Source organism: Janthinobacterium rivuli, from assembly GCF_009208735.1.
Classification (GTDB): domain Bacteria; phylum Pseudomonadota; class Gammaproteobacteria; order Burkholderiales; family Burkholderiaceae_D; genus Janthinobacterium.
Genome location: NZ_WFLJ01000014.1, coordinates 36,793 through 61,517, shown reverse-complemented (window position 1 = coordinate 61,517; position 24,725 = coordinate 36,793). Strand labels below are relative to the sequence as shown.

The 24,725-nt window shown below is 65.7% G+C and carries 21 protein-coding genes; 11 read left to right on the top strand and 10 right to left on the bottom strand.

Annotated features, from left to right (window positions below):
- Positions 1 to 38: 38 nt before the first annotated feature.
- Positions 39 to 5,354, top strand: coding sequence for a hybrid sensor histidine kinase/response regulator (locus tag GCN78_RS19100; protein ID WP_152253110.1), 5,316 nt, complete (start codon positions 39 to 41; stop codon positions 5,352 to 5,354).
- Here GCN78_RS19100 and GCN78_RS19095 read toward each other — a convergent pair.
- Positions 5,327 to 6,790, bottom strand: a complete 1,464-nt coding sequence (locus GCN78_RS19095; protein WP_152253109.1) for a cryptochrome/photolyase family protein — start codon at positions 6,788 to 6,790, stop codon at positions 5,327 to 5,329. The two genes, GCN78_RS19100 and GCN78_RS19095, sit on opposite strands and share 28 nt — an antisense overlap.
- A 386-nt stretch (positions 6,791 to 7,176) precedes the next feature.
- Here GCN78_RS19095 and GCN78_RS19090 point away from each other — a divergent pair, with 386 nt between their 5' ends.
- The 6 genes from GCN78_RS19090 to GCN78_RS19065 all read left to right on the top strand — a co-directional run bounded on the left by GCN78_RS19090 (position 7,177) and on the right by GCN78_RS19065 (position 12,010).
- Positions 7,177 to 7,779: a YqgE/AlgH family protein gene (locus GCN78_RS19090; RefSeq protein WP_034746689.1), complete on the top strand. Its 603-nt coding sequence runs from the start codon at positions 7,177 to 7,179 to the stop codon at positions 7,777 to 7,779.
- A 165-nt stretch (positions 7,780 to 7,944) separates the two neighbouring features.
- On the top strand, positions 7,945 to 8,328 hold the full coding sequence (ruvX, locus tag GCN78_RS19085) for a Holliday junction resolvase RuvX (protein ID WP_099668368.1): 384 nt from the start codon (positions 7,945 to 7,947) through the stop codon (positions 8,326 to 8,328).
- 39 nt (positions 8,329 to 8,367) lie between these two features.
- Entirely contained in the window at positions 8,368 to 8,892 is a 525-nt protein-coding gene (gene pyrR, locus GCN78_RS19080; RefSeq protein ID WP_152253108.1) for a bifunctional pyr operon transcriptional regulator/uracil phosphoribosyltransferase PyrR, read from the top strand.
- Positions 8,885 to 9,850, top strand: coding sequence for an aspartate carbamoyltransferase catalytic subunit (locus GCN78_RS19075; protein WP_152253107.1), 966 nt, complete (start codon positions 8,885 to 8,887; stop codon positions 9,848 to 9,850). Before pyrR ends, GCN78_RS19075 begins: the two co-directional genes overlap by 8 nt.
- 24 nt (positions 9,851 to 9,874) lie before the next feature.
- On the top strand, positions 9,875 to 11,176 hold the full coding sequence (locus tag GCN78_RS19070; protein WP_152253106.1) for a dihydroorotase: 1,302 nt from the start codon (positions 9,875 to 9,877) through the stop codon (positions 11,174 to 11,176).
- Positions 11,177 to 11,263: 87 nt separating this feature from the next.
- A complete protein-coding gene (locus GCN78_RS19065; RefSeq protein WP_152253105.1) occupies positions 11,264 to 12,010 on the top strand; it encodes a lysophospholipid acyltransferase family protein in 747 nt (248 codons plus the stop codon).
- 9 nt (positions 12,011 to 12,019) lie between these two features.
- On the opposite strand, the gene GCN78_RS19060 is transcribed toward GCN78_RS19065, so the two are convergent.
- From GCN78_RS19060 to GCN78_RS19030, 7 genes are all read right to left on the bottom strand, one after another.
- Positions 12,020 to 12,784, bottom strand: coding sequence for an ABC transporter permease (locus GCN78_RS19060; RefSeq protein WP_152253104.1), 765 nt, complete (start codon positions 12,782 to 12,784; stop codon positions 12,020 to 12,022).
- Positions 12,785 to 12,786: 2 nt separating this feature from the next.
- Positions 12,787 to 14,031 (bottom strand): ABC transporter substrate-binding protein, encoded by a 1,245-nt coding sequence (locus tag GCN78_RS19055; protein WP_152253103.1) that lies wholly within the window; start codon positions 14,029 to 14,031, stop codon positions 12,787 to 12,789.
- A gap of 17 nt (positions 14,032 to 14,048) precedes the next feature.
- The gene (locus tag GCN78_RS19050) at positions 14,049 to 14,855 is read right to left on the bottom strand and encodes an ABC transporter ATP-binding protein (protein WP_152253102.1); all 807 of its coding nucleotides are present in this window, start codon (positions 14,853 to 14,855) and stop codon (positions 14,049 to 14,051) included.
- On the bottom strand, positions 14,852 to 15,937 hold the full coding sequence (locus tag GCN78_RS19045) for an acyl-CoA dehydrogenase family protein (RefSeq protein ID WP_152253101.1): 1,086 nt from the start codon (positions 15,935 to 15,937) through the stop codon (positions 14,852 to 14,854). Before GCN78_RS19045 ends, GCN78_RS19050 begins: the two co-directional genes overlap by 4 nt.
- A 1-nt stretch (position 15,938) precedes the next feature.
- Positions 15,939 to 16,493, bottom strand: a complete 555-nt coding sequence (locus GCN78_RS19040) for a carboxymuconolactone decarboxylase family protein (protein ID WP_152253100.1) — start codon at positions 16,491 to 16,493, stop codon at positions 15,939 to 15,941.
- Between the two features lie 117 nt (positions 16,494 to 16,610).
- Positions 16,611 to 17,531 (bottom strand): AraC family transcriptional regulator, encoded by a 921-nt coding sequence (locus GCN78_RS19035; protein ID WP_152253099.1) that lies wholly within the window; start codon positions 17,529 to 17,531, stop codon positions 16,611 to 16,613.
- A gap of 89 nt (positions 17,532 to 17,620) precedes the next feature.
- Positions 17,621 to 18,460 (bottom strand): symmetrical bis(5'-nucleosyl)-tetraphosphatase, encoded by an 840-nt coding sequence (locus tag GCN78_RS19030; protein ID WP_152253098.1) that lies wholly within the window; start codon positions 18,458 to 18,460, stop codon positions 17,621 to 17,623.
- Positions 18,461 to 18,916: 456 nt separating this feature from the next.
- Here GCN78_RS19030 and GCN78_RS19025 point away from each other — a divergent pair, with 456 nt between their 5' ends.
- The 4 genes from GCN78_RS19025 (at position 18,917) to waaA (ending at position 23,019) form a co-directional block, all read left to right on the top strand.
- Positions 18,917 to 19,225: an H-NS histone family protein gene (locus tag GCN78_RS19025; RefSeq protein ID WP_152253097.1), complete on the top strand. Its 309-nt coding sequence runs from the start codon at positions 18,917 to 18,919 to the stop codon at positions 19,223 to 19,225.
- A 92-nt stretch (positions 19,226 to 19,317) separates the two neighbouring features.
- On the top strand, positions 19,318 to 20,700 hold the full coding sequence (locus GCN78_RS19020) for a phosphomannomutase/phosphoglucomutase (RefSeq protein ID WP_152253096.1): 1,383 nt from the start codon (positions 19,318 to 19,320) through the stop codon (positions 20,698 to 20,700).
- Positions 20,701 to 20,704: 4 nt separating this feature from the next.
- On the top strand, positions 20,705 to 21,727 hold the full coding sequence (waaC, locus tag GCN78_RS19015) for a lipopolysaccharide heptosyltransferase I (RefSeq protein ID WP_152253095.1): 1,023 nt from the start codon (positions 20,705 to 20,707) through the stop codon (positions 21,725 to 21,727).
- Between the two features lie 17 nt (positions 21,728 to 21,744).
- Positions 21,745 to 23,019 (top strand): lipid IV(A) 3-deoxy-D-manno-octulosonic acid transferase, encoded by a 1,275-nt coding sequence (gene waaA, locus GCN78_RS19010; protein WP_152253094.1) that lies wholly within the window; start codon positions 21,745 to 21,747, stop codon positions 23,017 to 23,019.
- A gap of 18 nt (positions 23,020 to 23,037) precedes the next feature.
- On the opposite strand, the gene GCN78_RS19005 is transcribed toward waaA, so the two are convergent.
- Both GCN78_RS19005 and GCN78_RS19000 read right to left on the bottom strand, forming a co-directional pair.
- Complete coding sequence (locus GCN78_RS19005) at positions 23,038 to 23,961, bottom strand: M48 family metallopeptidase (RefSeq protein WP_152253200.1); 924 nt, start codon at positions 23,959 to 23,961, stop codon at positions 23,038 to 23,040.
- A gap of 44 nt (positions 23,962 to 24,005) precedes the next feature.
- Positions 24,006 to 24,707, bottom strand: coding sequence for a lysophospholipid acyltransferase family protein (locus GCN78_RS19000; RefSeq protein ID WP_413465218.1), 702 nt, complete (start codon positions 24,705 to 24,707; stop codon positions 24,006 to 24,008).
- Positions 24,708 to 24,725: the final 18 nt, after the last annotated feature.

The following is a 24,725-nucleotide window of genomic DNA, read 5'->3' as shown; positions in this document are numbered from 1 at the left end:
GCCGCGCCAGTCCAGGCGATTTCCTTACCGAGGCATGCATGAGCACACCTGATAGTCCACAGCAGTCCAAGCCGTTCGACAGCGAACCTTTGTCGTGGGTGATGGTGGAGATCCGTGAAGCGCTGGGGCGCTCGAAAACGGCCCTGTTCGAGGCGGGTGGCCGCGAGCGCGAGGAACGCGCCACGGCCCTGCAGCATGCGCGCTCGCACCTGCACCAGGCGCATGGCGCACTGGTGATGGTGGACGTGGCCGGCGCCAGCCTGCTGACGGACGGCGCGGAACAGGCGCTGGCGCGCTTTCGCGACGGCAGCCTGGAATACACGCTCGATCATGCGCAAGTCGTCGCCGACCTGTATCAGGCCCTGACCGAATACCTGGAAGACCTGGTGGCCGGCACGCCGCCGCAGCCGGCGCGTTTGTTCCCCTACTACCGCGACCTGCAAACCATGCTGGGCGCCGAGCGCATCCACCCGGCCGACCTGTTTTTTCCGCCAGCGTCGATGCTGGAAGGGCATGCCATCGCGCTGGCGGAAGTGCCGCCGGCGGCCGATTATCCAGCCTGGCGCGGGCGCTTTGAAAAATCCCTGCTGCCGTTCCTGAAGGCGCAGGATGACGCGGCGCGGCGCCAGCATGCGGGCGAGCTGCACGCCACCTTGACCCTGGTGGCCGACGCGCAGCAGGAGGCGCCGGCGCGCACCTTCTGGTTCGCCATGCAGGCGTTTGCGGGGCTGGCGGCCAGCGGCGAGGGCATGGGCACGCTCAACGTCAAACAGCTGTTCGGCCTGATCAACCTGCAATTGCGCCGCCTGGCGCAGGGCACGGCCAGCCTGCCCGAAGCGATGCTGCGCGACGCCCTGTTCTTCATCGCCGCGGCACACGCGCCGACGCCGCAGGCACGCCAGCTGCGCGCCGCCTTCGCGCTGGAAGGCATGCTGCCCGACGACGTGGAAGCGCGGCGCTATGGCCAGGTCGACCAGGATGCCTTGCAAGGCGCCCGCACGGCCCTGGCGCAGGCGCGCGCCAGCTGGAGCCGTCTGGCGCAGGCCGATCTCGATCCAGCCCTGGGCGCGGATTTCGACGAAGCGCTGCAACAGGTGGCGGCGCATGTGGAGTCCCTCAAGCAGCCGGCCCTGGCCAGCCTGCTGCGCGAATGCGCGGCCGTGGCGCGGCAAGCCGTGGCCAGCGGGCGCAGTGCGGCGCTGGAGAATGAAATCGGCATGGCGCTGCTGTTTGCCGACACTGGCCTGGAACAGCTGCGCCGACTGCCGGACGATTTCGCCGGCAATGCGGAAACCATCGTCGCGCGCCTGCAGGCGCTGCTGGCTGGCGAAGCGCCGCCGCCCGTCACGGCGGGCGAGCTGTCGCGCCAGATCGAGCAGGGCCAGACCGTGGCCGCGTTGGCCGAGGACATGAAGACGGGCTTGCGCCAGGTGGAAAAGGTGCTCAATGCGTATTACGCGGATGCGTCGCGGACGGGGACCCTTGATGGCGTCGCGCCCGTGCTGGAGCAGTTGCAGCAGCAGCTGGCCGGGCTGGGACAGGAAGACGCGCGCGCCGCCGTGCTGCAGGTCGATGCGGCCGTGCGGCAGATGGCCGGTGGCGACGCCAAGGCGGAGGCGCAGGCCGAGGCGCTCGACGAGATCGCGCAAAATGTCAGCGCGCTGGGCTTTTTTATCGATATGCTGGGTCGCAACGCGCAGGCGGCCAGCGGGCGTTTCCATTTCGACGCCGCCGCCGGCACCTTCCGCGCCCTGCCATTTGAAAAAGTCGCCGCCGCCGGCGCCGTGCCCTTGCTCGACCAGGCCCTGGCGCCCGCCGCTCCTGCCGGCATGGATGCCGCGCCGGCAGTGACCGATGTCGATGCGGAGATGCTCGACATCTTCATCGCCGAAGCGCGCGAAGTGCTGGCCTTTGTCGATACCACGCTGGCCCTGCCGCGCGAACAAGCCGCCAGCGGCGACCACCTGGCCATGCTGCGCCGCTCGTTCCATACCCTGAAAGGCAGCAGCCGCATGATCGGCCTGGCGCAGTTTGCCGAAGCGGCCGGCGCCATCGAGCGCGTCATGAATACCTGGCTGGCCGAAGCGCGCCCCGTCAGCGATGACTTGTTCACCCTGCTGAATTACGGCTGGTACCAGCTCAGCGAATGGGTGGCCGAACTGGAAGGCGGCGCGGGGCGCGAGCGCGAGGCCGGCATGCTGCTGATGGCGGCCGAGCGCGTGCGTGAAGGCGGGCCGTTCGAACTGCGCAAGCCTCGCCCGGCATCGGCCGCGCCGGTGGCCAGCAATGGCAATGTGATCGGACTTCCTTTGGCCACGGCGCCCGTCGCGCACGAGGCGCCGGACGATCATCTGAAACACGTGGGCGAGCTGCGCATCAGCCTTCCCTTGTACAACATCTACCTGGCCGAGACGGATGAATTGTTGCGCGTGCTCACGCGCGACTTCGGCGAATGGCGCCATGAACAGCGCGCCGTCAGCGCGGAGGCGCTGCAAGCCGTGCATACCCTGGCCGGCACGTCGGGCACGGTCGGCTTCCAGTCGCTGCGCGACCTGGCGCACGCGCTCGAGACGGTGATCGAGACGGTGGTGGCGCCGCTGGCCGGCCTGCGCGCCGAACAGCACGACGTGCTGGAACAGGCCACGCAGCGCATCGGGCATATGCTGCAGGCGTTCGCGCTGGGCGACCTGGCGCCAACGCAGCCGGACATGATCGAAGCGCTCAATACCCTGTGGCGCGCCCTGACGGCGCCGCCCGGCGAAAGCCAGGAAGAGCGGCTCGACGGCCTGTTCGCGGCCGCTTACGCCAGCATCGTCGGCGCGCCGGCGCAGCCCACCGAGCCGCTGGCCGAACCGCTGGCCGACGCGCCGGCCGACGCATTGGCCGAGATTCCTGCGCCGCAGCTCGAGGCGCTGTTCGAGGCGACGTATGCGAGCATCGTCGCCGATGCGCTGCAGCCGGAGGCTGCCGAAGCATCCGTACCGGCACCGGTGCACGACAGCGGCGCCAGCGACGATCTGTTCGACGCCGGCTTCGAGCACGCGCCGCCGTTGGAGCATGCGGCGCCGGAAGCGCCTGCGCCCGCCATCATGCCGGCGGACGCGGCCGCGCTGCTGGCGGCCAGCGCCGGCATCAGCGATGAACTCGACCTCGATTTATTGTCCGTCTTCCTGGAGGAGGGCGCCGACCTGCTGCCGCAGATCGGCGAGGCGCTGCGCAGCTGGCAGCAGCAGCCGCACGACAGCGGCCAGGCACAGATGCTGCTGCGCACCCTGCATACGGTCAAGGGCAGCGCGCGCATGGCCGGCGCCATGCGCCTGGGCCAGCATGCGCATGAAATCGAGACGCATATCGAAAACATGCTGCACGCCGGTACCGCAACGCCGCAGGCCTTCGAGGAATTGCTGGCCCATTACGACCATGCGCTGCACCTGTTCGAGCAGTTGCAGCAGCCCTTGCTGCCCTTGCCGGGCATGGAAGACACGCCGGCCGCCGAACCGAAGGCGGCGCTGGTGCGCGTGCGCGCCGATATCCTCGACCGCCTGGTGAACCAGGCCGGCGAAGTGTCGATCACCCGCTCCAAGATTGAAAATGAAGTCGGTGTGCTGGGCGCTTCCCTGTCCGAGTTTTCCGACAATCTGGCGCGTTTGCGGCGCCAGTTGCGCGAAGTGGAAATGCAGGCCGAATCGCAGATCGCCTCGCGCATGGCCGTCGGCAGCGAGCGCGATTTCGATCCGCTCGAATTCGACCGCTTTACGCGCCTGCAGGAGCTCACGCGCATGATGGCCGAAAGCGTCAACGACGTGGCGTCCTTCCATGAAAACCTCAGCCACAGCGTCGATGCGGTGACGGACGACCTGGTGCTGCAGGCGCGGCTGACGCGCGAGCTGCAGCGCGACCTGATGCAGATCCGCATGGTGCCATTTGCCAGCATCGCCGAACGGCTGTTCCGCGTGGCGCGGCAAAGCGCCAAGGAAGTCGACAAGCGGGTCAACCTCGACATCCGCGGCGGCGGCGTGGAAATCGACCGCAGCGTGCTCGAACGCATGGCGGCACCGTTCGAACACTTGCTGCGCAATGCCATCGTGCACGGCGTCGAGCCGCGCGACGCGCGCCTGGCGGCGGGCAAGAGCGAGACGGGCGAGCTGCTGGTGCAGGTCAGCCAGCAGGGCAATGAGGTGGCGATCGCCTTTTCCGACGATGGCGCGGGGCTGGACCTGGAACGCATCCGCGCCAAGGCGCACGGCGCCGGCCTGGTGGAGACGGATGCGCCGTTGACCGACGCGCAGGCGGCCGAGCTGATTTTCACGCCCGGGTTTTCCACCGCCGACAGCCTGACGGAACTGGCAGGACGCGGTGTCGGCATGGACATCGTGCGTTCCGAAGCGCTGGCCCTGGGCGGGCGCGTGGAAACGCTGACGCAGGCGGGCCTGGGCATGCGCTTCACCATCCACCTGCCGCTGACCCTGGCCGTCACCCAGGTGGTGCTGCTGGCGGCCAACGGCAAGACGTATGCCCTGCCATCGGTGCTGGTGGAGCAGGTGCTGCACCTGAAAGGCGAGCAGCTGGAGCAGGTGCGGGCGGCCGGGCGCGTCGAGTCGCACGGCCAGTCGCTGGCGCTGCACCACCTGTCGGCCATGCTGGGCGAGACGCCGGCGGCGCAGGCCACGCAGCGCTATGCGCCCGTGCTCCTGCTGAGAAATGGCAATGACAGGCTGGCCTTGCAGGTCGATGACGTGGTGGGCAACCGCGAAGTGGTGGTCAAGCACGTGGGCCCGCAACTGGCGCGCATGCCGGGCATCGCCGGCGCCACGGTGCTGGGCACGGGCGACATCGTGCTGATCCTGAACCCGGTGGCGCTGGCGCAGCACCTGGAGCATCATCCTGAATTGTTGTCGCAATATGCGCTGGCCAGCAGCGCGCAGCATGCCGCTTCCAGCGCGCTGGCCGTGCCAGCCGTGCGCGTGATGGTGGTCGACGATTCGCTGACGGTGCGCCGCGTGATGCAGCGCCTGTTCGAACGCGAAGGCTACCAGGTGCTGCTGGCCAAGGATGGCGTCGATGCGCTGGAACAGCTGCATGCGCTGGAGCCGGCCGCCATGCCGGCCATGCTGCTGGTCGACGTGGAAATGCCGCGCATGGATGGTTTCGATTTGACGCGCAATGTGCGCAGCGATGACAAGACGCGCGCCATCCCCGTCATCATGATCACTTCGCGCAGCGCCGACAAGCACCGCGCGCATGCGTTCGAGCTGGGCGTGAATGCGTATTTCGGCAAGCCGTTCCAGGAAGAGGAATTGCTGGCGGAAGTGGGGCGCTTGTTGACCTACGCCACCACCTTCACCACGGCATAGCGCTCCAGGGTTTCCTTGCGCGCCTCGTCGTGCTGCACCAGCGGTTCCGGATAATCGCGTCCCAGCACGATGTTTTTTTGTTCGAGCAGCATGCGCGGCACCAGCCAGGGCGCGTGGATTTCCTTGTCGCCCAGCGCCTTCAGCTGCGGCAGGTAGCGGCGGATGAAGCGCCCGCCGGCATCGAATTTTTCCGATTGCGTGATGGGATTGAAGATGCGAAAGTAAGGCTGCGCGTCGCAGCCCGACGACGAAGCCCATTGCCAGCCGCCGTTGTTCGACGCCAGGTCGAAGTCATTCAGGTGCAGCGCGAAATACGCTTCGCCGCGGCGCCAGTCGATGCCCAGGTCCTTGATCAGGAAGCAGGCCGTGACCATGCGCAGGCGGTTGTGCATATAGCCCGTCTGGTTCAGCTGTGCCATGGCCGCGTCCACCAGCGGATAGCCGGTGCGTCCCTCGCACCAGGCGGCAAAGGCGGCATCGGCTGCGGGACCCGTTTCCCAGGCGATGGCGTCGTAGGCCGGTTTGAAGGCGCCGCCTTCCACGTGCGGGTTCTGGTACAGGATCATGGCGTAGAAATCGCGCCAGATCAGTTCGGCCAGCCACACGGGCGCGCCATCGCCGCCGCCGCCCCTGTCCATCAGGTCGACGATGGTGCGCACCAGGTAGCGCAGCGACACGGTGCCGAAGCGCAGATGCATGGACAGGTAGGACGGTCCCTTCAGGGCGGGGAAATCGCGCGCCACGTCATAGCGGGCCACGCGCGGCAGGAAATCCTCGAACAGCTTGCTGGCGCCCGACATGCCGGTGGGAATGGCCAGCTCGGTCAGGTTGCTGGCCTCGAAGCCCAGCTCGCCCAGGGTGGGCAGGGGCGCCGGCGTGCCGGTGCGCGGCGGCGCCAGGCTGGCCGCGTGCGGCTCGATGGCGAACGGCGCCAGACAGCCGGGTTCGGCGCGCATTTTCTTCAGCCAGGCATTCTTGTACGGCGTGTAGACGGTGTACGGCTTGGCCGAGAGCGTCAGCACCTCGTCTTTTTCAAAGATCACCTGATCCTTGAAGCTGAACCACAGGCGCGCGTCGCGCGTCAGCGCGGCGGCCACGCTGGCGTCGCGCGCGATCGCTTGCGGTTCGTAGTCGTGGTTGGCGAAGACGGCGTCGGCGTTCAGCTCGGCGGCCAGGCGCGGGATGGCCTCGGCGGCGTCCGCGTGCAGCACGATCAGGTCGCCGCCCAGCTGGCGCAATTCGCCGGCCAGCTCGGCCACGCTGGCATGGATGAAGTCGACCCGCCGGTCGCGGCGCGGCAGGGCTGCCAGGATGGCGGTGTCGTATACAAACACGCAATGCACGGCCTGGCTCTGGCGCAGGGCGTGATGCAGTGCAGCATGGTCAAACGCGCGCAGATCGCGCCGGAACCACACCAGGGAAGTCTTGATTGTCATGATTTCGCGTGTTCAGGGTCAAAGATAGGCTATTTTTTGCCGCCAACAGGGCTTTATGGCCGCTCGCGTCGTGCCTTTGGCGTCGCTGCGGCGGCAATTCAGTGTAAACTACCGGGTATGTTCGCGGTGCTTTATGTGCGACCGCGATTTTGCAATCAATTTTACAATTGGCATTGCAATGCGCCTGCAGGCAAAGCGAATTGATCATTAATTTACAACATAACAAGAATAGCGCCTGGCAACCCGATTTTCGCCGCCCGACATGCGCGGCAGGATGTGCCAGGCGTACGATAGCGGGGTAAGCGAGACTTGCCAGCAAGCCCACAGAGAGAGCATCGCGTATGAAAAAGAGTAAAATCGACCAGACTCTACCAGGACATCGTTTGATGCAGGGTGTGGGAGAACCGGCCGCGACCGGTTCCTCCACCCTGAATCTGGCCAACCATTTCCTCATTGCGATGCCGGCCATGCAAGATCCGATCTTTGGCGGCACGGTCGTCTACGTGTGTGAACACAATGAAAACGGCGTGCTGGGCGTCGTCATCAACAAACCCACCGACATGACCATGGAAGTGCTGTTCGACCGCATCGACCTGAAACTGGCGGCTGGCAGCGACACGCCCATCATCAATGAACCGATCATGTTCGGCGGCCCCGTGCAGGATGACCGCGGCTTCGTGCTGCATACGCCGGGCGCGCGCTATTCCTCGTCGCTGACGGTCACCGATGAAGTGGCGTTTACCACCTCGATCGACGTGCTCGAAGCCGTCGCCAAGGGCGATGGTCCCGAGCGCATGCTCGTCTCGATCGGCTACTCGGGCTGGAGCCCGGGCCAGCTGGAAGACGAGATCGGCCGCAACGGCTGGCTGACGGTGGGCGCCTCGGCCGACATCCTGTTCGATTTCCCCATCGAGCAGCGCTACGTGGCGGCCATCAAGCTGCTCGGCATCGATCCACTCATGTTGGCGAGCGAGGCCGGACACGCATGAGGTGGATGCCATAAACCTACTGCGCAGCCCACTTTCGGGCATCCGTTGCTCGCTGTACCTTCGTACAGCTCCGCTACTCAACCCGACATTGAGCTTGCTCGCTACGGTTTCTGGCACCACCTATGTTGATCTTTATTATGGAAAAATGCTGTGACGAGTGACGCCATCGACACCATCCTCGCCTTCGATTTCGGCTTGAAACGCATCGGCGTGGCCATCGGCAATACCATGATTTGCCAGGCCAAGCCGCTCAGCGTGATCACGGCGACGGCGAACGAGCCGAAGTTTGCCGCCATCGATAGCCTGATCAAGGAGTGGGGCGCGAGCCGCATCGTGGTAGGTCTGCCCAGCCATCCGGACGGCACCGAACACGAGATGAGCGCGCGCTGCCGCCGTTTCGCCAACCAGGTGCATGGCCGCTTCAACCTGCCGGTGGAACTGGTCGACGAGCGCTATTCCTCGGCCGTCATCGCCGCCAAGCGCGGTGAAGTCATCGACGACCGCGCCGCCGCCGTCATCCTGCAACAGTATTTCGACGCGAATTATTAATCTGACCTTAGACTCCCTCCCTGAATGATTAAGAACTCTATGCCGCATCCTGCGAATCCTTCCCAACTCGACGCCGAGGCCCTGTATGCGGTCTTGCTGCAGCAAGTGCAGAGCGGCCTGGCGGGCATCCCCAACGTGGCCATCGTCGGCATCCATTCGGGCGGCGCCTGGCTGGCCGAACGCCTGGCGCGCGACCTGAACCTGCTCGACCGCCTGGGTGTGCTCGACGTCTCGTTCTACCGCGACGACTTCGCCCAGAAGGGCCTACATGCCGACGTCAAGCCGACGCAAATCAGTTTTGACGTGGCCGGCGCCACCATCCTGCTGGTCGACGACGTGCTGTACACGGGCCGCACCACGCGCGCGGCCATCAATGAACTGTTCGACTACGGCCGCCCGGCGAAGATCATGCTGGCCGCCCTGGTCGACCGCGGCGAACGCCAGTTGCCGGTGGCCGCCGATTTCGTGGCCGCCTTCACTGCCGTGCCACCGGGCCAGGCCCTGGTCCTGAAGCAAGCCGACGATGGAAAATTCACGCTCACCATAGATACCCACCATGCTTAATCCGCAACTGAATAAACACGGCGAACTGCAACATCTGCTGACGATTGAAGGCTTGCCGAAGTCTATCGTCAACCACATCCTCGACACGGCTTCCTCGTTCGTCGGCATCTCCGACCGCGATGTGAAAAAAGTGCCGCTGATGCGCGGCAAGAGCGTTTTCAACCTGTTCTTTGAAAACTCCACGCGCACCCGCACCACCTTCGAGATCGCCTCGAAGCGTTTGTCGGCCGACGTCATCAACCTGAACATCCAGGCGTCGTCGGCCAGCAAGGGCGAGTCCCTGCTCGACACCATCGATAACCTGTCGGCCATGCATGCCGACATGTTCGTTGTGCGCCACGCGCAGTCGGGCGCGCCCTACCTGATCGCCAAGCACCTGATCGACACCAAGCAGCCGCATGTCCACGTCGTCAACGCCGGCGACGGACGCCACGCTCACCCGACCCAGGGTTTGCTCGACATGTACACGATCCGCCACTACAAGAAGGATTTCACCAATCTGACGGTGGCCATCGTGGGCGACATCCTGCACAGCCGCGTGGCCCGTTCCGACATCCACGCGCTGACCACCCTGGGCGTGCCGGAAGTGCGCGCCATCGGCCCGCACACCCTGCTGCCGGGCGGCCTGGAGCAAATGGGCGTGCGCACCTTCACCAACATGGATGAAGGCTTGAAAGGCGTGGACGTGATCATCATGCTGCGCCTGCAGAATGAACGCATGAGCGGCGCGCTGCTGCCATCGGCGCAGGAGTATTTCAAGAGTTACGGCTTGACGGCCGAGCGCCTGGCGCTGGCAAAACCGGACGCCATCGTCATGCATCCGGGCCCGATGAACCGCGGCGTGGAGATCGATTCGGCCGTGGCCGACGGTCCGCAGGCGGTGATCCTGCCGCAGGTGACGTTCGGTATCGCCGTGCGCATGGCGGTGATGAGTATTTTGGCTGGTAATCAGGGCTGATAGCCCAAGGACGAGTAAGCGAGCATGACGACACTACATATCAAGAACGGCCACCTGATCGACCCTGCCAACGGCATCGATGGCTTGCAAGACCTGTTTATCGCCGACGGCAAGGTGCTGGCCGTGGGCAGCGCCCCCGTCGGTTTCACCGCCGACACGACGTTCGACGCGGCAGGCCTGGTGGTTTCCCCCGGCCTGGTCGACCTGTCCGCGCGCCTGCGCGAGCCGGGTTACGAATACAAGGCGACCCTGGAATCGGAATTGCAGGCGGCCCTGCAAGGCGGCGTCACGAGCCTCGTGTGCCCGCCCGACACCGATCCCGTGTTGGATGAGCCGGGTCTGGTGGAAATGCTGAAATACCGCGCCAAGACGCAGAACAAGGCGCACGTGCACCCGCTGGGCGCGCTGACCATGGGTCTGAAAGGCCAGTCGCTGACGGAGATGGCGGAACTGACGGAAGCGGGCTGCATCGGCTTCGCGCAGGCGGAAGAGCCGATCGAAGACACCACCGTGCTGCTGCGCGCGATGCAGTATGCGAACACCTTCGGCTACACCGTCTGGCTGCGCCCGCAGGATCCGCACATCGGCCGCGGCGGCATCGCCCACAGCGGCCCGCTGGCGTCGCGCCTGGGCCTGTCCGGCGTGCCCGTGATGTCCGAAACCATCGCCCTGCACACGATCTTCGAATTGATGCGCGCCAGCCGCGCGCGCGTGCACCTGTGCCGCATCTCGTCGGCGGCGGGTCTGGAACTGATCCGCGCGGCGAAAGCCGAAGGCTTGCCCGTCACCTGCGACGTGGGCGTGCACCATGTGCACCTGACGGACGCCGACATCGGCTTCTTCGATCCGAACGCGAGGGTCACGCCGCCGTTCCGCAGCCAGCGCGACCGCGATGCGATCCGCGCCGGCCTGCTCGACGGCACGGTCGACGCCATGTGCTCGGACCACACGCCGGTCGACGACGATGAAAAACTGCTGCCGTTCGGCGAAGCGTCGCCTGGTGCCACTGGCCTGGAACTGCTGCTGTCGCTGGCCCTGAAATGGGCTGACGACTATGCGCTGGCGCAGCCGCAGGCGGGCGCCCGTCCGCTGGCGCGCGCCGTGGCCAAGGTCACGTCCGACGCGGCCCGCGTGGCCGGCATCCCGGCCGGCAGCCTGGCCGTGGGCGAGGCGGCCGACATCTGCGTCTTCGACCCCGCCGCGCGCTGGACCGTGTCGTCGGCGTCGCTGGCCAGCCAGGGCAAGCACACGCCTTTCCTCGGCTATGAGCTGAGCGGCATTGTCAAGGCGACCATCGTGGCTGGACAGGTGGCGTTTCAGCGTTAAAAAATCAGATCCATGGACCGGGGCAGACTGCCCCGGCATCCCTTGTCTGCTCCCGGATTTCGGTTCTGGTTTATTTGTTGGTGTGATTTGAAACTTCTGCTTACCTACCGCCTCGCGCGCATCGCCATTCACCTGAGCTGCGGCATGGCCAAGAGCGCCGTGCTCTTTCCCTGGCTGGACCTGGAGGGCCGCAACCGGCGCATCCGCCGCTGGTCGACGCAGCTGCTGGACATCTGCGGCGTGCATGTGGCGCAGCCGGCCGACAGCGCGCCGGCCCTCGACCACGCGATGGTGGTGGCGAACCACGTGTCGTGGCTCGACATCTTCGTCATCAACGCCGTCCACCCCTGCCGTTTCGTCGCCAAGGCGGAAATCCGTGCCTGGCCTATCCTCGGCTGGCTGGCGGGACGCGCCGGCACCATCTTCATTTCGCGCGGCAGCAAGCGCGACCTGCGCCTGATTTTCCAGGGCCTGGTGGATAAGTTGACGGCCGGCGAGCGCATCGCGTTCTTCCCCGAAGGGACGACCGCCGCGCAGGGGCAGATCCTGCCGTTCCACGCCAACCTGTTCGAGGCGGCCATCGACGCGCAAGTGCCGGTGCAGCCGTTCGCGCTCGTGTATGTGGATGACAAGGGAGCGTTGCATCACGCCGTCGACTTCATCGGCGAGATGAGTTTTGCGCAAAGCATGGTGGCGATCCTGAGCGGTCCGCCGATCACGGCGCGCCTGACCTGTCTGGCGCCCGTGGCGACTCTTGACGCGCACCGGCGTGAGCTGGCGGCGGCAACGCAGGCGGCCGTGGCCGCCGCGCTGCCGCTGGAAAAGACCGCCTAGCGCATTGGCTTAGTTCTTCACGTGCAGCCAGCGCGCATGCGCGGCGCGGGCCAGGTAGTCGAGCATGAAACCGAGTATGCCGATCAGTACGATGGCGGCCATCAGCTCCGAATACGCGAGGCGGTCGCGCGTGTCGAGGATGAAGTAACCGAGACCGGCCGACACGCCCAGCATTTCCGCCGGCACCAGCACGATCCAGATGATGCCGATGGCCAGGCGCACACCCGTCAGGATATCGGCCGTGATGCCCGGCAAAATCACCTTGAAGACGATTTCGCTGCGCGTGGCCGACAGGCTGCGCGCCAGCAGCAGCCAGTTCGGGTCGAGCCGCGCCACGCCGGCCGCCGTATTGAGCAAAATCGGCCAGACGGCCGCAAATGCCAGCAGAAAGTACACGGGCGCGTCGCCGACACCGAGCACCATCACGGCGATCGGCATCCACGACAGCGGTGAAATCATGCGCAGCAGCTGGAACAGCGGCATGGCCGCGCCGGAAAAGCTTTTCGACATGGCCACCAGCACGCCCAGCGGCACGCCGATGACGATGGCCAGCCCCAGGCCCACGGCCACCCTTTGCAGGCTCAATACCACGTGCAGCCAGATATCCGAACCGCCCACCATCTCCTGGAACGCCAGCGCCGTGGGCAAGGGCGCGAAGGCGGTGGCGATGGGCGTGGATTTCTCCAGCGCCGTCACGCCCATGGACCACAGCAGCAAGGCACAGGCCAGCCCCACCAGGGGCAGGCCGAACTTCGTGAACAACTTGCGCGTCATCGTCAGACCGCCACGGTTTCGCTGCGCAGCAGGTTGGCCGGCAAGCCGAAGGCGGCAGGGCCGCCGACTGCCGTGATGGCCTTGCGCACGAAGCGGTCATCGACCAGGTCGCGCGCGGCGAACTTCGGATCGAGGTTGGCCAGGAAGCGCGTGTCGCCTTCGACCTTGGTGCGGCCGATGGCGCGCACCAGCTCTTCCGTGTACGAGGCGAATGGATACGGCTGGAAGTCGATGCGGCGCTGCTGCCAGTTCTTGTGCACGATCAGGCCCTGCTTTTCATAGCCGGCGTAATCGGTGGTGGCCAGAACCTTGGTCAGCACTTGCAGCGGATGCGGCGTGTAGCGGTGTTCGCCGACGTTCGACAGCAGCTTGGCCGTGTCGACCTGGTTCGAACGCGTCCACAGCTGCGCCTTGACGATGGCGTTGGTGACTTTCTGCGCCCATTCGGGACGCGTGTTGATGTCGCGCTCGGACAGGAATGTGACGCAGCACGCATGGTTTTTCCACACGTCGCCCGAGAAGCGCAGGATCTTGCCGATGCCGGCGTTTTCCGCCGCCGCATTGAACGGTTCGGCCACGATATAGCCGGCAATCGACTTGCTGGCCAGGGCCGAGACCATTTCGGCCGGCGCCAGCACGATCAGGTTGACTTCATTCGGCTTGATGGCCGCGTTGCGCGCGCGCGTGACCGGGGTCAGGCCATTGGCGCTCAGGATTTGCTGCAGCAGGATGTTGTGGATCGAGTACCAGAACGGGATGGCAACCGTGCGCCCACCCAGGTCGGAGACCTTGTTGATCTCGTTGGCCACCGTCAGCGCGGAGCCGTTGACGTGATTCCAGGCGACGACCTTGGCGGGGAACTTGGCGCCGTAGCGCACCCACAGGGTGGCCGGCGACAGCAGGTGGATGACGTTGACCTGGCCGGAGACGAAGGCTTCGATGATCTGAGCCCAGCTGCGGAACAGGCGCGGCGTTTCCGCCTGCAGTCCTTCCGCTTCAAACAGCTTGCGGGCGTGGGCGACGAGCAACGGGGTGGCGTCGGTGATCGGCAGGTAGCCGATCTTCACGGGCTGGTCGTCGCCTTTCGGGCCTTGCTGGGCCATGGCGTCGCCGGCGAACAGCAGCGGCGAGGCGACGCTGGCCGTGGCCAGGGCCGACATGCGCAAAAAGTCGCGCCGCGTCAGGCCGCAGTCGCAATCGGACGAGGCGCAGATATGCAGGGGGTTGTTGTGGTCTTCGAATGTCATGGGAAAGTTCCGGTCGATTAATTGGGGGCGAAGGCGGGCGTTTGATCCTGCTTTTGCAGCGCCTGTAGGGCGTCGAGGATGTCCATCTTGAGGGCGATCACGTCGGCGCTGTGGCCGATGCGCGGCTGGTCGATGGCGACGGGCCATTCCCGCACGATGTTGCCCGGCTTGCCGCCCATCAGCAGGATGCGGTCGGCCACGAGGATGGCTTCGTCGATATCGTGCGTGACCAGCAGCACAGCCGTATGCCAGCGGTGCACCACGTCGACCAGCAGCGACTGCATCTCGGCGCGCGTGATGGCGTCAAGCGCGGAAAACGGTTCGTCGGCGAACAGCAGTTCCGGTTCGCGCGCCAGCGCGCGCGCCAGCGCCACGCGCTGCGCCATACCGCCCGACAGCGCGGATGGATACAGCTTTTCGCGGCCCTTCAAGCCCACCGCATCGATGGCTTGCGCCACGCGCGCCTGGTGCGCCTCGCGCGTCAGTTGCGGCTGGTGCTTGAAGTCCAGGCCGAAGCCGGCGTTGCCCGTGACGTTCAGCCAGGGCAGCAGGCTCGCCTGCTGGAAGACGAGGGCGCTGCGCGGGTCCGGTTCGCGCATGGGCGCGTCGAGGAATTGAATCGCGCCCGTGGACGGCGGCTGCAAGCCGGCCAGCACGCGCAGCAAACTCGATTTGCCGCAGCCGCTGCCGCCCAGCAGGCAGACGATTTCGCGCTTGCGCACGCCCAGCGAGACGTGCTGGAACACGGGCGCCGTGCCCGGATAGGCATAGCTCAGGTCCTGCGCCTGCAGCGCCCAGTCTTGCGTTTCCACCGCTGTCGTCATGCCGGGGCTCCCGCCGCCTTGGCCGCCTGCTGGCTGTCGAACAGCTGCAAGGCCGCCTGCAACTGCGTCAGGCTGGGGGTGACGATGGGGATGAACGACGATTCGCGCCAGCGGCGGGCAAAGCCCTGCTGCTCGGCGTTCAGGTAGGCGCGCCCGCCCATGGCTTGCAGTTCCAGCATCAGCGCCTGCTGCAGCACGTCGGCCAGCTGTATGCGCAGGCGGAACATGGCCGGCGCCTGCGCCTTGAAGCGGCCATCGTGCACGCCGGCCAGCAAGGTGGCGACGGCGGCCTCCAGGGTCGCTTGCAGCGCTTCGATGCGCGGCGTGAGCGCGTTGCGCGAACCGGCCGAAATCTGCGCCGCCTTGGCCAGGCTGGCGCGCGCCAGGCCGATCGACAGGCCGCACTGCATGCCGAGGAACGATGGGCGCACCTGCGGCAGCCAGGCTGGCGCATTGTCGCTGATGATGTCCGCGGCGGGGATGTGCACCTGCGCCAGCTTGACGGATGCCGTATTGCTGCCGCGCAGGGCGATCAGGTCCAGGTCGTCGCTGCGCTGCACGCCTGCCGTGCCGCTGTCGAAGGCGACGATGACGGGGGGCGCGCCGTCGTTCGGCGCCACGGCGGCCGCCGCGACAAAGCCCGCCTTGCGCAAGTTCGTCACCCACGCCAGGCCGCCGTCGACCAGCAAGCCGTCGTCGTGGCGCGCGCCCGTGATTTGCAGCTGCTCGATGCCGGACAAGAATTTCATGGCGTTCGACAGGCCGCTGGCGCCCGCCTGCGTGCCGGCCAGCAGGCCCGGCAAGCGGCGTTCGGCCAGCGCGCGGTTCTCGCTTTGCAGCAGGAATTCGATGAAGCAGCGCTGGCCCCAGAAGACAAAGGCGGCCGTCACCGATTGTTCGGCCACCTTGGCGATGGCGTCGATGGCGTCGCGCACGTCGCCGCCCGTGCCGCCGTGTTGCTGCGGTACGCCGATGGCCAGCAGCTGCTCGCCGGCCAGGGCCGGCACGATGGTTTCAGCCAGCTGCGACGATTGGTCGAGCTGGTCGGCGTGCGTGTGCAGCCAGTGATTGAGGTGGCCCATGTCAGACGGCGCCAGGCAGGTAGGGCGTCAATTGCGGATTGACGGGCGTGCCGGCCAGGCTGTTGGAGAAATTGCACAGGGTGGCCAGGCTGATGCCCAGCACCACTTCCAGCGCCTGCTGTTCGTTGTAGCCGGCCGCCAGGAAGGTTTGATATTCGGCGTCGCTGACGGCGCCGCGCGTGGCGATGACGGCCGTGGCGAAGGCGGCGACGGCGTCGAGCTTTGTGTCGCCCGTCGGCTGGCCATGCTGCAGCGCGCGCACGGTATCGGGCCTCTGGCCCGCTTTTTTCAGCGAGATGGCGCTATGGCCGGCGATGCAGAAATCGCAGCCATGGATGCGCGCGGCCGTGATCTGCACCACTTCGCGTTCCATCAGACTCAAGCTGGCGCGCGCATTGATGCCGGAGACGGTCAGATAGGTTTCCAGGGCCAGCGGGGCGTTGGCCAGCACGCCGATCAGGTTGGGCAGGAAGCCATTGTTGGCGATGGCCTTTTCCACGAAGGGACGGCTGTCGGCCGGGGCGGTATCGAGAGTGTGCAGCGTCAGACGGGACATGGGGTACCTTGCTAAGTTAGTAAGTCACCCGGTCATTATATCGGCCATGCCGTGCAGGTAACAGACGTCAGCGTCGTCCTTTTGTGCTCGTTCGTCTGCGATTGTGTGATTCTTGATTTAGCTGGCCAGCTGGCGCTGGCGCTGGTCGCGCCGGTAGGCGCCCGGCTGCTCGCCCGTGACCCGCTTGAAGGCGCGCGTAAAGGCGGCGTGCGAGCGGTAACCCACCAGTTCGGCCGCGCGTTCGACGGAGACGCCGTCGTGCAGGCGCCGCGCCGCGATCTTCATGCGCAGCAGGAGCAGGAACTGGGCCGGCGAGTGGCCGCTGGCGCTGGCGAAATGCTTGCAGAAGCTGGCGCGCGACATGCAGGCCGCCTTGGCCATGTTCTCGATCGACCAGTCGTCGGCGGGGGCGTCGAGCATGCGCTCGAGCAGCGGCGAAAATGCGGGCTGGTGCAGCAGCGACAGCAGGCCGGCCGCCACCTGCTCGCCCTGCGCCACATGGCGGATCAGGTAAAAGAACAGCAGTTCGACCAGACGCGCGATGAGCGGCGACGGCTGTTCCGGATCGCCGCCCGCTTCCGCCAGGATCAGGTCGAACAGCGCGGCGGCGGCGCTGAAGGCGGGCGCATCGCCGCGTATCAGCAGATACGGCGGGAAGGAGTCGACGATCAGCGCGGAGAGGGCGCCGCGAAATTGAAAGAAGCCGCAGGCCAGCGCCGTCGCCGGCCGCTCCGTGGGCGATCGCAACGGCAGCATGGCTTGCGCGCTCACCGCCTGCAGCGGGTCGCTGTGGGGGCTGAGGAAGTGCGGCAAGTCGCGCAGCAGGAAGACGCCGTCGCGCGGGCCGAGCGCAATCGGCGCCGCCCCGTCGAGATGCAGATAGCAGTGGCCATCGAGCACCAGGTGAAAGCTGCCCAGTTCCCGGCCCGCCGTGGAAGCGCGCCAACGGCCGCAGTACTGGCCCACATGCAGGACGGCGGTGTCGAGTTCCAGGCTGCCGAGCAGCCAGCGCGCCAGTCTGTCGGTATCAGGATGCATGGGATCGCAATGGCAAAAGCGCCATCATACGGGCCATGCGCGGCAAGGCCAACGACCGATTTCGACTAAGCATATGCGCGCCATGCAGTTCACCGCTTGCCGCTGTGCTGCTGGAAGGCGGGACAGTCGACCTGCAGCAGCGAGCGGTCTTCCAGGCACACGGCCGACAGCTTGCCGCCCCAGACGCAGCCGCTATCGAGGCCGATCAGGCGTTCCCGCAACTGCAATCCCAGCGCCGACCAGTGGCCGAAGACGATGGTGTCGTTGGCGCTTTGCCGGCCCGGCACGTCGAACCAGGGCAGCATGGCGGAACCGGGCGGCGCGCTGCCGCTCTCCTTCATCTTGAAGTCCATCACGCCGTCCGGCGTGCAAAAGCGCAGCCGCGTCATGGCGTTGACGATGCAGCGCAGCCGGTCGGCGCCCTGCAGGTCGTCGCGCCAGGCGGCCGGCTCGTTGCCGTACATGCTGCGCAGGAAGGCTATCCAGCCGTCGCTGCGCAGCATGGCGGACACTTCCCCGCTCAGCGACAGGGCCTGGGCCGCGCTCCATTGCGGCAGCAGGCCCGCATGCACGAGCACATGGCCGTCGTGCGCCAGCGCCAGTGGCCGCTGGCGCAGCCAGGTGATCAACTCATCGCGGTCGGGGGCGTCGAGGATCTCGGCCAGCGTATCGGACGCATGCTCGGGCCGGATGCCGTTGGCCACGGCCAGCAGGTGCAAGTCATGGTTGCCCAGGACGCTGTCGGCCAGGCCCTGCTGCGCCAGCGCATGCACGTGGCGCAGGGTGGCCAGCGAGGCCGGGCCTCGATTGATCAGGTCGCCCGCGAACAGCAGGCGGTACGGGCCGCTTGCCGCCGCCTGGATCCGTTCGATCAGTTCGACGGTTTGTGCATGGCAGCCTTGCAAATCGCCGATAAAGTAAGTTTTCATATGTGCCGGGGTGAAGTGAACTACGCGCCTGCATTATAAGCATGCCAGCTCCTGGGCGTCGGGTGCATTGCTGGTCCGTGAGCAATTGCGCGCGCGGCCAAGGGGAGAGAAAAAAATCGTTGCCGATTATGCCGCCGGGCGATTGAATGGTCTTCATTTCCCGCTGGCGTGCATCGATATTAATCCACCTGCGCGTTTTCTGAATGAATAGCCGCGCCATTGCAGCCTCGCAGGCGGCATGCGCGGGCAATCCGGAACGCCAGCCATCCCTGTTTATTTATGTTTTCACGCGCGCTTTCGGCATATTCCTCATTGAATCTTCATATTGAGAAGATAAATAAGTCGATGGCCGTGATTCAAATGACGACGGATTATGCTGCGGTGCGCGGATATTTATACAATGTAGTATATTTCACGCCTATTTTATTATTTAAATTAATGTAAAGGATGTACGGGATGGATTTGTCTACGATGACGATGCTGGAATTGCGCAAGCTGGAAGATAATGTCAAGCGGGAATTGAACAGCCGCGAGCGTGAAGACTTGAACAAGGCGCGCGAACAGATCATGGCCATCGCGCAGCAGGCGGGTATTCCGCTGAAACAGCTGATAATCGACGGCTTGCACCCGCGCGCGGGCAAAGTCGCGGTGCGTTACCGCCATCCTGACAATGCGACCGAGCAATGGACAGGCCGTGGCCGCCAGCCGCTGTGGGTCAGGCAATGGGTGGAATCGGGCAAGTCGATCGATCTGCTGCGCGTATAATTCGGTATACTCTTGGCGCAGTGGCAAGCCGCCAGCCGCGCGCTGCACCTTGCCAGGCACCTTACTATCCCCTTACTTATACCGCCCACACCATGCTTCCATTGTCCAGAACGATCTTCAAGGCCTACGATATTCGCGGCATCATCGCTAAAACCCTCGATGCCGGCGTGGCCCACAAGATCGGTCAGGCATTTGGCCAAGCCGCCCTGGCCAAGGGCGAGCAGCGGGTCGTGATCGGCCGCGATGGTCGCCTGTCTGGGCCGGAATTGACGGCGGCGCTGGCGCAGGGCTTGCAAGCGGCAGGCGTCGACGTGATCGACCTGGGCGTGGTGGCCACGCCGATGGTGTACTTTGGCACGAATGTGCTCGACACGCGCTCCGGCATCATGGTCACGGGCAGCCATAATCCACCCGACTACAACGGTTTCAAGATGGTGCTGGCCGGCGAAGCGATCCACGGCGAAGCGATCCAGGCGCTGTACCACAGCATCGTCGCGCACGACGTTAGCGCCAGCGCCACCCCGGGAAGCTATGCCACGCACGATATCCGCGCCGCCTACCTGGAGCGCATCCTGGGCGACGTCAAGCTGGCGCGCCCGATCAAGATCGCCGTCGACTGCGGCAATGGCGTGGCCGGCGCGTTCGCGGGCGACCTGTTCCGCGGCATGGGCTGCGAAGTCATCGAACTGTTCTGCGACGTCGATGGCAATTTCCCGAACCACCACCCGGACCCGGCGCATCCGGAAAACCTGCAGGACCTGATCCGCTGCCTGGCCGAGACGGACGCGGAAATCGGCATCGCTTTCGACGGCGACGGCGATCGCCTCGGCGTGGTCACCAAGGATGGCCAGATCATCTACCCTGACCGCCAGATGATGCTGTTCGCGGCCGACGTGCTGACCCGCCATCCGGGTGCGCAGATCCTGTACGACGTCAAATGCACGCGCCACCTGGCGCCCTGGATCACCAAGCATGGCGGCGTGCCGCTGATGTACAAGACGGGCCACTCGCTGGTGAAAGCCAAGCTGCGCGAGACGGGTGCGCCGCTGGGCGGCGAAATGAGCGGGCATATCTTCTTCAAGGACCGCTGGTACGGTTTCGACGACGGCCTGTATTCCGCCGCGCGCCTGCTGGAAATCCTCACGCGCGAAGCGAATCCATCGGCCTTGCTTAATTCCCTGCCGCAGTCCGACAGCACGCCGGAACTGCATCTGGAGCTGAAGGAAGGGGAGAACGTCGCGCTGATGGACATGCTGCGTCGCGACGCCGTCTTCCCCGGCAATGAACAGATCATCACCATCGACGGCTTGCGCGTGGAATACGCGGACGGCTTCGGCCTGGCCCGCTCGTCGAACACCACGCCGGTGATCGTCATGCGCTTCGAAGCGGAAACGCTGGAAGCCCTGGCGCGCATCCAGGGCCAGTTCAAGAGCGTGATCCTGGCCGCCAAGCCTGACGCCGTCCTGCCGTTCTGACAGCATGGCCGGCCAAACGGGCGCACAGACGCCCTTGAAAATCCTGCTGGTGCGGGTGTCTTCGCTGGGCGATGTGCTGCATAACCTGCCGATGGTGGCGGACATCGCCCGCCATTATCCGGACGCGACCATCGACTGGGTGGTCGAGGAGGGTTATGTCAGCCTGGTGCGCCTGAACCCGCGCGTGGGTACCATCTTCCCGTTCGCGCTGCGGCGCTGGCGCAAGAGCCTGGGCAAGAAAGAGACGCGCGCGGAAATCGCCGCCTTCTTCCGCAACCTGCGCCAGACGCATTACGATTATGTGTTCGATACCCAGGGCTTGCTCAAGACGGGCATCATCATGGGTGCCGCGCGCCTGGCGCCGGGCGGACAGAAGGTCGGCCTGGCCAATGGCAGCGAAGGCTCCGGCTACGAAGGCATCTCGCGCATTTTTCACACGAAGAGCATCCCGCTCGACCCGCGCACGCATGCGGTGGCGCGCGGCCGCCTGGTTGCCGCCGCGGCACTCGGCTACACGGTCGACACGCCGGCCGATTTCGGCTTGCCGGAAGTATCCGGCAGCGAAGCGCGCCCGGACTGGATGGGCGAGGCGCCCTACTGCGTGTATTTCCATGGCACGGCGCGCGACGCCAAGAAATGGGCGCCGCAGAACTGGATCGCCCTGGGCCAGGCGCTCGCGCCGATGCCGATTCTGCTGCCCTGGGGTTCGCCCAAGGAAAAGGCGGAAGCCGAACAACTGGCGGCCAGCCTGCCCAACGCGCGCGTGCTGCCGAAGCTGTCGATGGGCGACGCCACCCTGCTGGCGCACCACGCGGCGCTGGTGATCGGTGTCGATACGGGCTTGACGCATATCGCCGCCGCCTTCGTGCGTCCGACAGTGGAAATCTATGCCGATTCGCCGCTGTGGAAAACGGAAGGCAACTGGTCGCCGAAAATCATCAACCTGGGCGACAAGGGCGCGCCGCCCGGCGTGCCGGAAGTGCTGGCCGCGGCACGGCGCCTGCTGGCCGACCATCCGCCCGCCTGACTTCAACATTACCTATCATGCGACTTCTTTATACCCTTGCCTGGTGGCTGGCCTTGCCCCTGGTGCTGGCGCGATTGTGGCTGCGCGGACGCCAGGAACCCGGCTACCGCCAGCACTGGGGCGAACGCCTGGGCTTTTACGGGCGCCAGTCGACACCTGCGACGGACACCATCTGGCTGCATGCCGTCTCCGTCGGCGAGACGCGCGCGGCCGAGCCGCTGATCGATGCGCTGCTGGCCGCATGGCCGGCGTGCCGCATCGTTCTCACGCACATGACGCCGACGGGGCGTGCCACGGGAAAATCCCTGTTCGCCAGACACGGCGCGCGCCTGGTGCAAAGCTATTTGCCGTATGACACGGGCGCCATGCCGGCCCGATTCATCCGCCATTTCGCGCCGCGCATCTGCATCCTGATGGAGACGGAAGTGTGGCCGAATCTGATCCACCAATGCAATCGCTACAAAGTGCCCGTGGTGCTGGCCAATGCGCGCCTGTCGCAACGCTCGCTGGGCAAGGCGCAGCGCCTGGGCAAACTGATTGCCGATGCGGCGCGCGGCATCACCCTGGTGGCGGCGCAGACGCAGGACGACGCCGATCGCGTGCGCCAGCTGGGCGTGCGGGGCGTGGTCGTCACGGGCAGCATCAAGTTCGACGTCGTCGTGCCCGAGGCGGCGCTGGCGACGGGCGCCTGGCTGCGCGGCGCTATAGGAACAAGACCCGTGCTGCTGTGCGCCAGCACGCGCGAAGGGGAAGAACAACTGATTCTTGCAGCCTTGGGCCGCGCCAGCCTGCCGGAAAATGCGCTGCTGCTGATCGTGCCGCGCCATCCGCAGCGCTTCGACGAAGTGGAAAAACTGGTCGCCGCGCACGGCCTGGCCGTGCAGCGCAGGTCCGGCCTGGCGCAGGACGACGCCGTTGCCGCAGGCACGCAGGTGCTGCTGGGCGATTCGATGGGCGAGATGTTTGCCTATTACGCGGCCTGCGATTGCGCTTTTGTGGGCGGCAGCCTGCTGCCGCTGGGCGGGCAGAACCTGATCGAGCCGGCGGCGCTGGGCAAGCCCGTGCTTATCGGCCCGCACACCTTCAACTTTGCGCTGGTCACCGAGCAGGCGATTGCCGCCGGCGGCGCCGCGCTGGTGGCGGATGCCGACGCGCTGATGATGCAGGCGGCGGCGCTGCTGCAAGACCGGGCGCGGTTATCGTCGATGGGACAAAAGGCGCTGGCGTTTGCCAACCAGCACCGGGGCGCCACGCCGCGCACGATAGCGGCCATCAAGCCCCTGTTGCCGTAATATTGCCGACAATGTTGTTTACGCGAACAGGACGGGAAGCTCCTGCGAGCGTTTTCTCAGCGCCTGCTTGGCGCCATCGTAATCGGGATAGATCGATTCCACGGTGGCCCAGAAGCGGGGGCTGTGGTTCATTTCCAGCAGGTGCGACAGTTCGTGCGCCACCACGTAGTCGATCAGCGGCAGCGAAAAGTGGATCAGGCGCCAGTTCAGGCGGATCTTGCGCTCAATGGTGCAGCTGCCCCAGCGTGTGCCGGCCGAGGACAGCGACAATGAATCGTAGCGCACGCCCAGCTTGTCCGCATACAGGTCCAGGCGCGACTCGAACAGCTGGCGCGCCTCGTGCTGGAACCAACCCTTCACTTTTTCCTTCAACTGCTGCTCGCTGCCCGTGGGCGTGACCCATACGTGCAGTTCGTTCGTCTCGCGCTGGAAGCTGGCGCGGTGGCGCGGCGCCTGGTGCAGGCGCAAGGTGATGTCGCCGCCAAGATACGGCAGCACGGCGCCGTCGACCCATGCCACGGGCGGGCGCTGCTGGCGCTGTACCTTGCGTTCGCCCCGTTCCAGCAGTTTCGAGACGATCCAGCCTTGCTTGGCGCGGATGGCGTTGTCGATTTCGGCCAGGGTGACGCGCTTGGGCGCGGTCACGCGCAAGCCGTTATCGTCGATCATGAAGCCGATGGAGCGGCGCGTGGAGCGCCGCAGGGCGAATTCGACGAGGTGGCTGCCCAGCTGCAGCTGGCGCAGCGGCGGGCCGTCTGCGGTGCGTGGCGGGGAAGGCAGGGGAGGCGGGGCGGGACGAACGATGGGGGGCGCGGGGGCCACTAACGGTGGCGCCACGGGCGGCGCTGGCGGTGCCGTGGGGCGCACCGCCGGGGGCGTGCTGGTCGAGACGTCATGCGCGAACAAATCCAGTTGCTGGTCGCCGACCTTGATGGTCTTCATCTGCTGGCGCAGGGTCGGCTCCTGGATGACCGCGCTGATGCCGTCTAGCAAGCGTTGTAGGCGTGAGGCGAAATGACGCGCATTTCTGATTCTATCCAATTTTCCACCTGTTGCATCATGCTGTCCGGGGTTTGCCCTTCCGGCGAAATCGGTTTGCCTATCGAGACGGTGATCAGTCCCGGGCGTTTGAGGAATGACTGCTTGGGCCAGCACTCGCCTGAATTATGCGCAATCGGCACCACCACGGCGCCTGTGGCGATGGCCAGACGCGTGCCGCCGCTCTTGTACTTGCCTGCCTGGCCCACGGGAATGCGAGTGCCTTCCGGGAACATGATAATCCATTGGCCATCGGCCAGGCGGCGCTTGCCATGCGCGACGACGCTCTTGAACGCATGCTTGCCCTGTTTGCGGTCGATGGGGATCATGCGCAGCAGCGCCATGGCCCAGCCGAAAAACGGGATGTACAAAATCTCCTTCTTGAACACATACACGAGCGGGCGCGGAAGGCTGGGCAGCAAGAAGATGGTTTCCCAGGCCGACTGGTGCTTCGACAGCACGATGGCCGGCGCATCGGGGAAATTCTCGGCCCCCTTGACTTCATAGCGGATGCCGCAAATGACCTTGGCACACCACAGGATAAACACGTTCCAGCGCGAGGTGACCCAATAGCGCTTGTTGTAGCTCAATGGCGCGGCAAAAAAGCACACGCAGGCCCAGACGATGGTGGCCACGATCATGATGATCATGAACAGCAGGGATCGCAG

Excerpts from the sequence above, each read along its gene's own strand:
- GCN78_RS19060 (WP_152253104.1), bottom strand. The coding sequence starts at position 12,784 with ATGACGCGCAAGTTGTTCACGAAGTTCGGCCTGCCCCTGGTGGGGCTG.
- GCN78_RS19035 (WP_152253099.1), bottom strand. The coding sequence starts at position 17,531 with ATGCATCCTGATACCGACAGACTGGCGCGCTGGCTGCTCGGCAGCCTG.
- GCN78_RS19040 (WP_152253100.1), bottom strand. The coding sequence starts at position 16,493 with ATGTCCCGTCTGACGCTGCACACTCTCGATACCGCCCCGGCCGACAGC.
- GCN78_RS19055 (WP_152253103.1), bottom strand. The coding sequence starts at position 14,031 with ATGACATTCGAAGACCACAACAACCCCCTGCATATCTGCGCCTCGTCC.
- GCN78_RS19100 (WP_152253110.1), top strand. The coding sequence starts at position 39 with ATGAGCACACCTGATAGTCCACAGCAGTCCAAGCCGTTCGACAGCGAA.
- waaC (WP_152253095.1), top strand. The coding sequence starts at position 20,705 with ATGGCCGGCCAAACGGGCGCACAGACGCCCTTGAAAATCCTGCTGGTG.
- GCN78_RS19050 (WP_152253102.1), bottom strand. The coding sequence starts at position 14,855 with ATGACGACAGCGGTGGAAACGCAAGACTGGGCGCTGCAGGCGCAGGAC.
- GCN78_RS19045 (WP_152253101.1), bottom strand. The coding sequence starts at position 15,937 with ATGGGCCACCTCAATCACTGGCTGCACACGCACGCCGACCAGCTCGAC.
- GCN78_RS19020 (WP_152253096.1), top strand. The coding sequence starts at position 19,318 with ATGCTTCCATTGTCCAGAACGATCTTCAAGGCCTACGATATTCGCGGC.
- waaA (WP_152253094.1), top strand. The coding sequence starts at position 21,745 with ATGCGACTTCTTTATACCCTTGCCTGGTGGCTGGCCTTGCCCCTGGTG.
- GCN78_RS19025 (WP_152253097.1), top strand. The coding sequence starts at position 18,917 with ATGGATTTGTCTACGATGACGATGCTGGAATTGCGCAAGCTGGAAGAT.
- GCN78_RS19095 (WP_152253109.1), bottom strand. The coding sequence starts at position 6,790 with ATGACAATCAAGACTTCCCTGGTGTGGTTCCGGCGCGATCTGCGCGCG.
- GCN78_RS19070 (WP_152253106.1), top strand. The coding sequence starts at position 9,875 with ATGACGACACTACATATCAAGAACGGCCACCTGATCGACCCTGCCAAC.
- GCN78_RS19075 (WP_152253107.1), top strand. The coding sequence starts at position 8,885 with ATGCTTAATCCGCAACTGAATAAACACGGCGAACTGCAACATCTGCTG.
- GCN78_RS19000 (WP_413465218.1), bottom strand. The coding sequence starts at position 24,707 with ATGATCATCATGATCGTGGCCACCATCGTCTGGGCCTGCGTGTGCTTT.
- pyrR (WP_152253108.1), top strand. The coding sequence starts at position 8,368 with ATGCCGCATCCTGCGAATCCTTCCCAACTCGACGCCGAGGCCCTGTAT.
- GCN78_RS19005 (WP_152253200.1), bottom strand. The coding sequence starts at position 23,961 with ATGAAGACCATCAAGGTCGGCGACCAGCAACTGGATTTGTTCGCGCAT.
- GCN78_RS19090 (WP_034746689.1), top strand. The coding sequence starts at position 7,177 with ATGCAGGGTGTGGGAGAACCGGCCGCGACCGGTTCCTCCACCCTGAAT.
- GCN78_RS19030 (WP_152253098.1), bottom strand. The coding sequence starts at position 18,460 with ATGAAAACTTACTTTATCGGCGATTTGCAAGGCTGCCATGCACAAACC.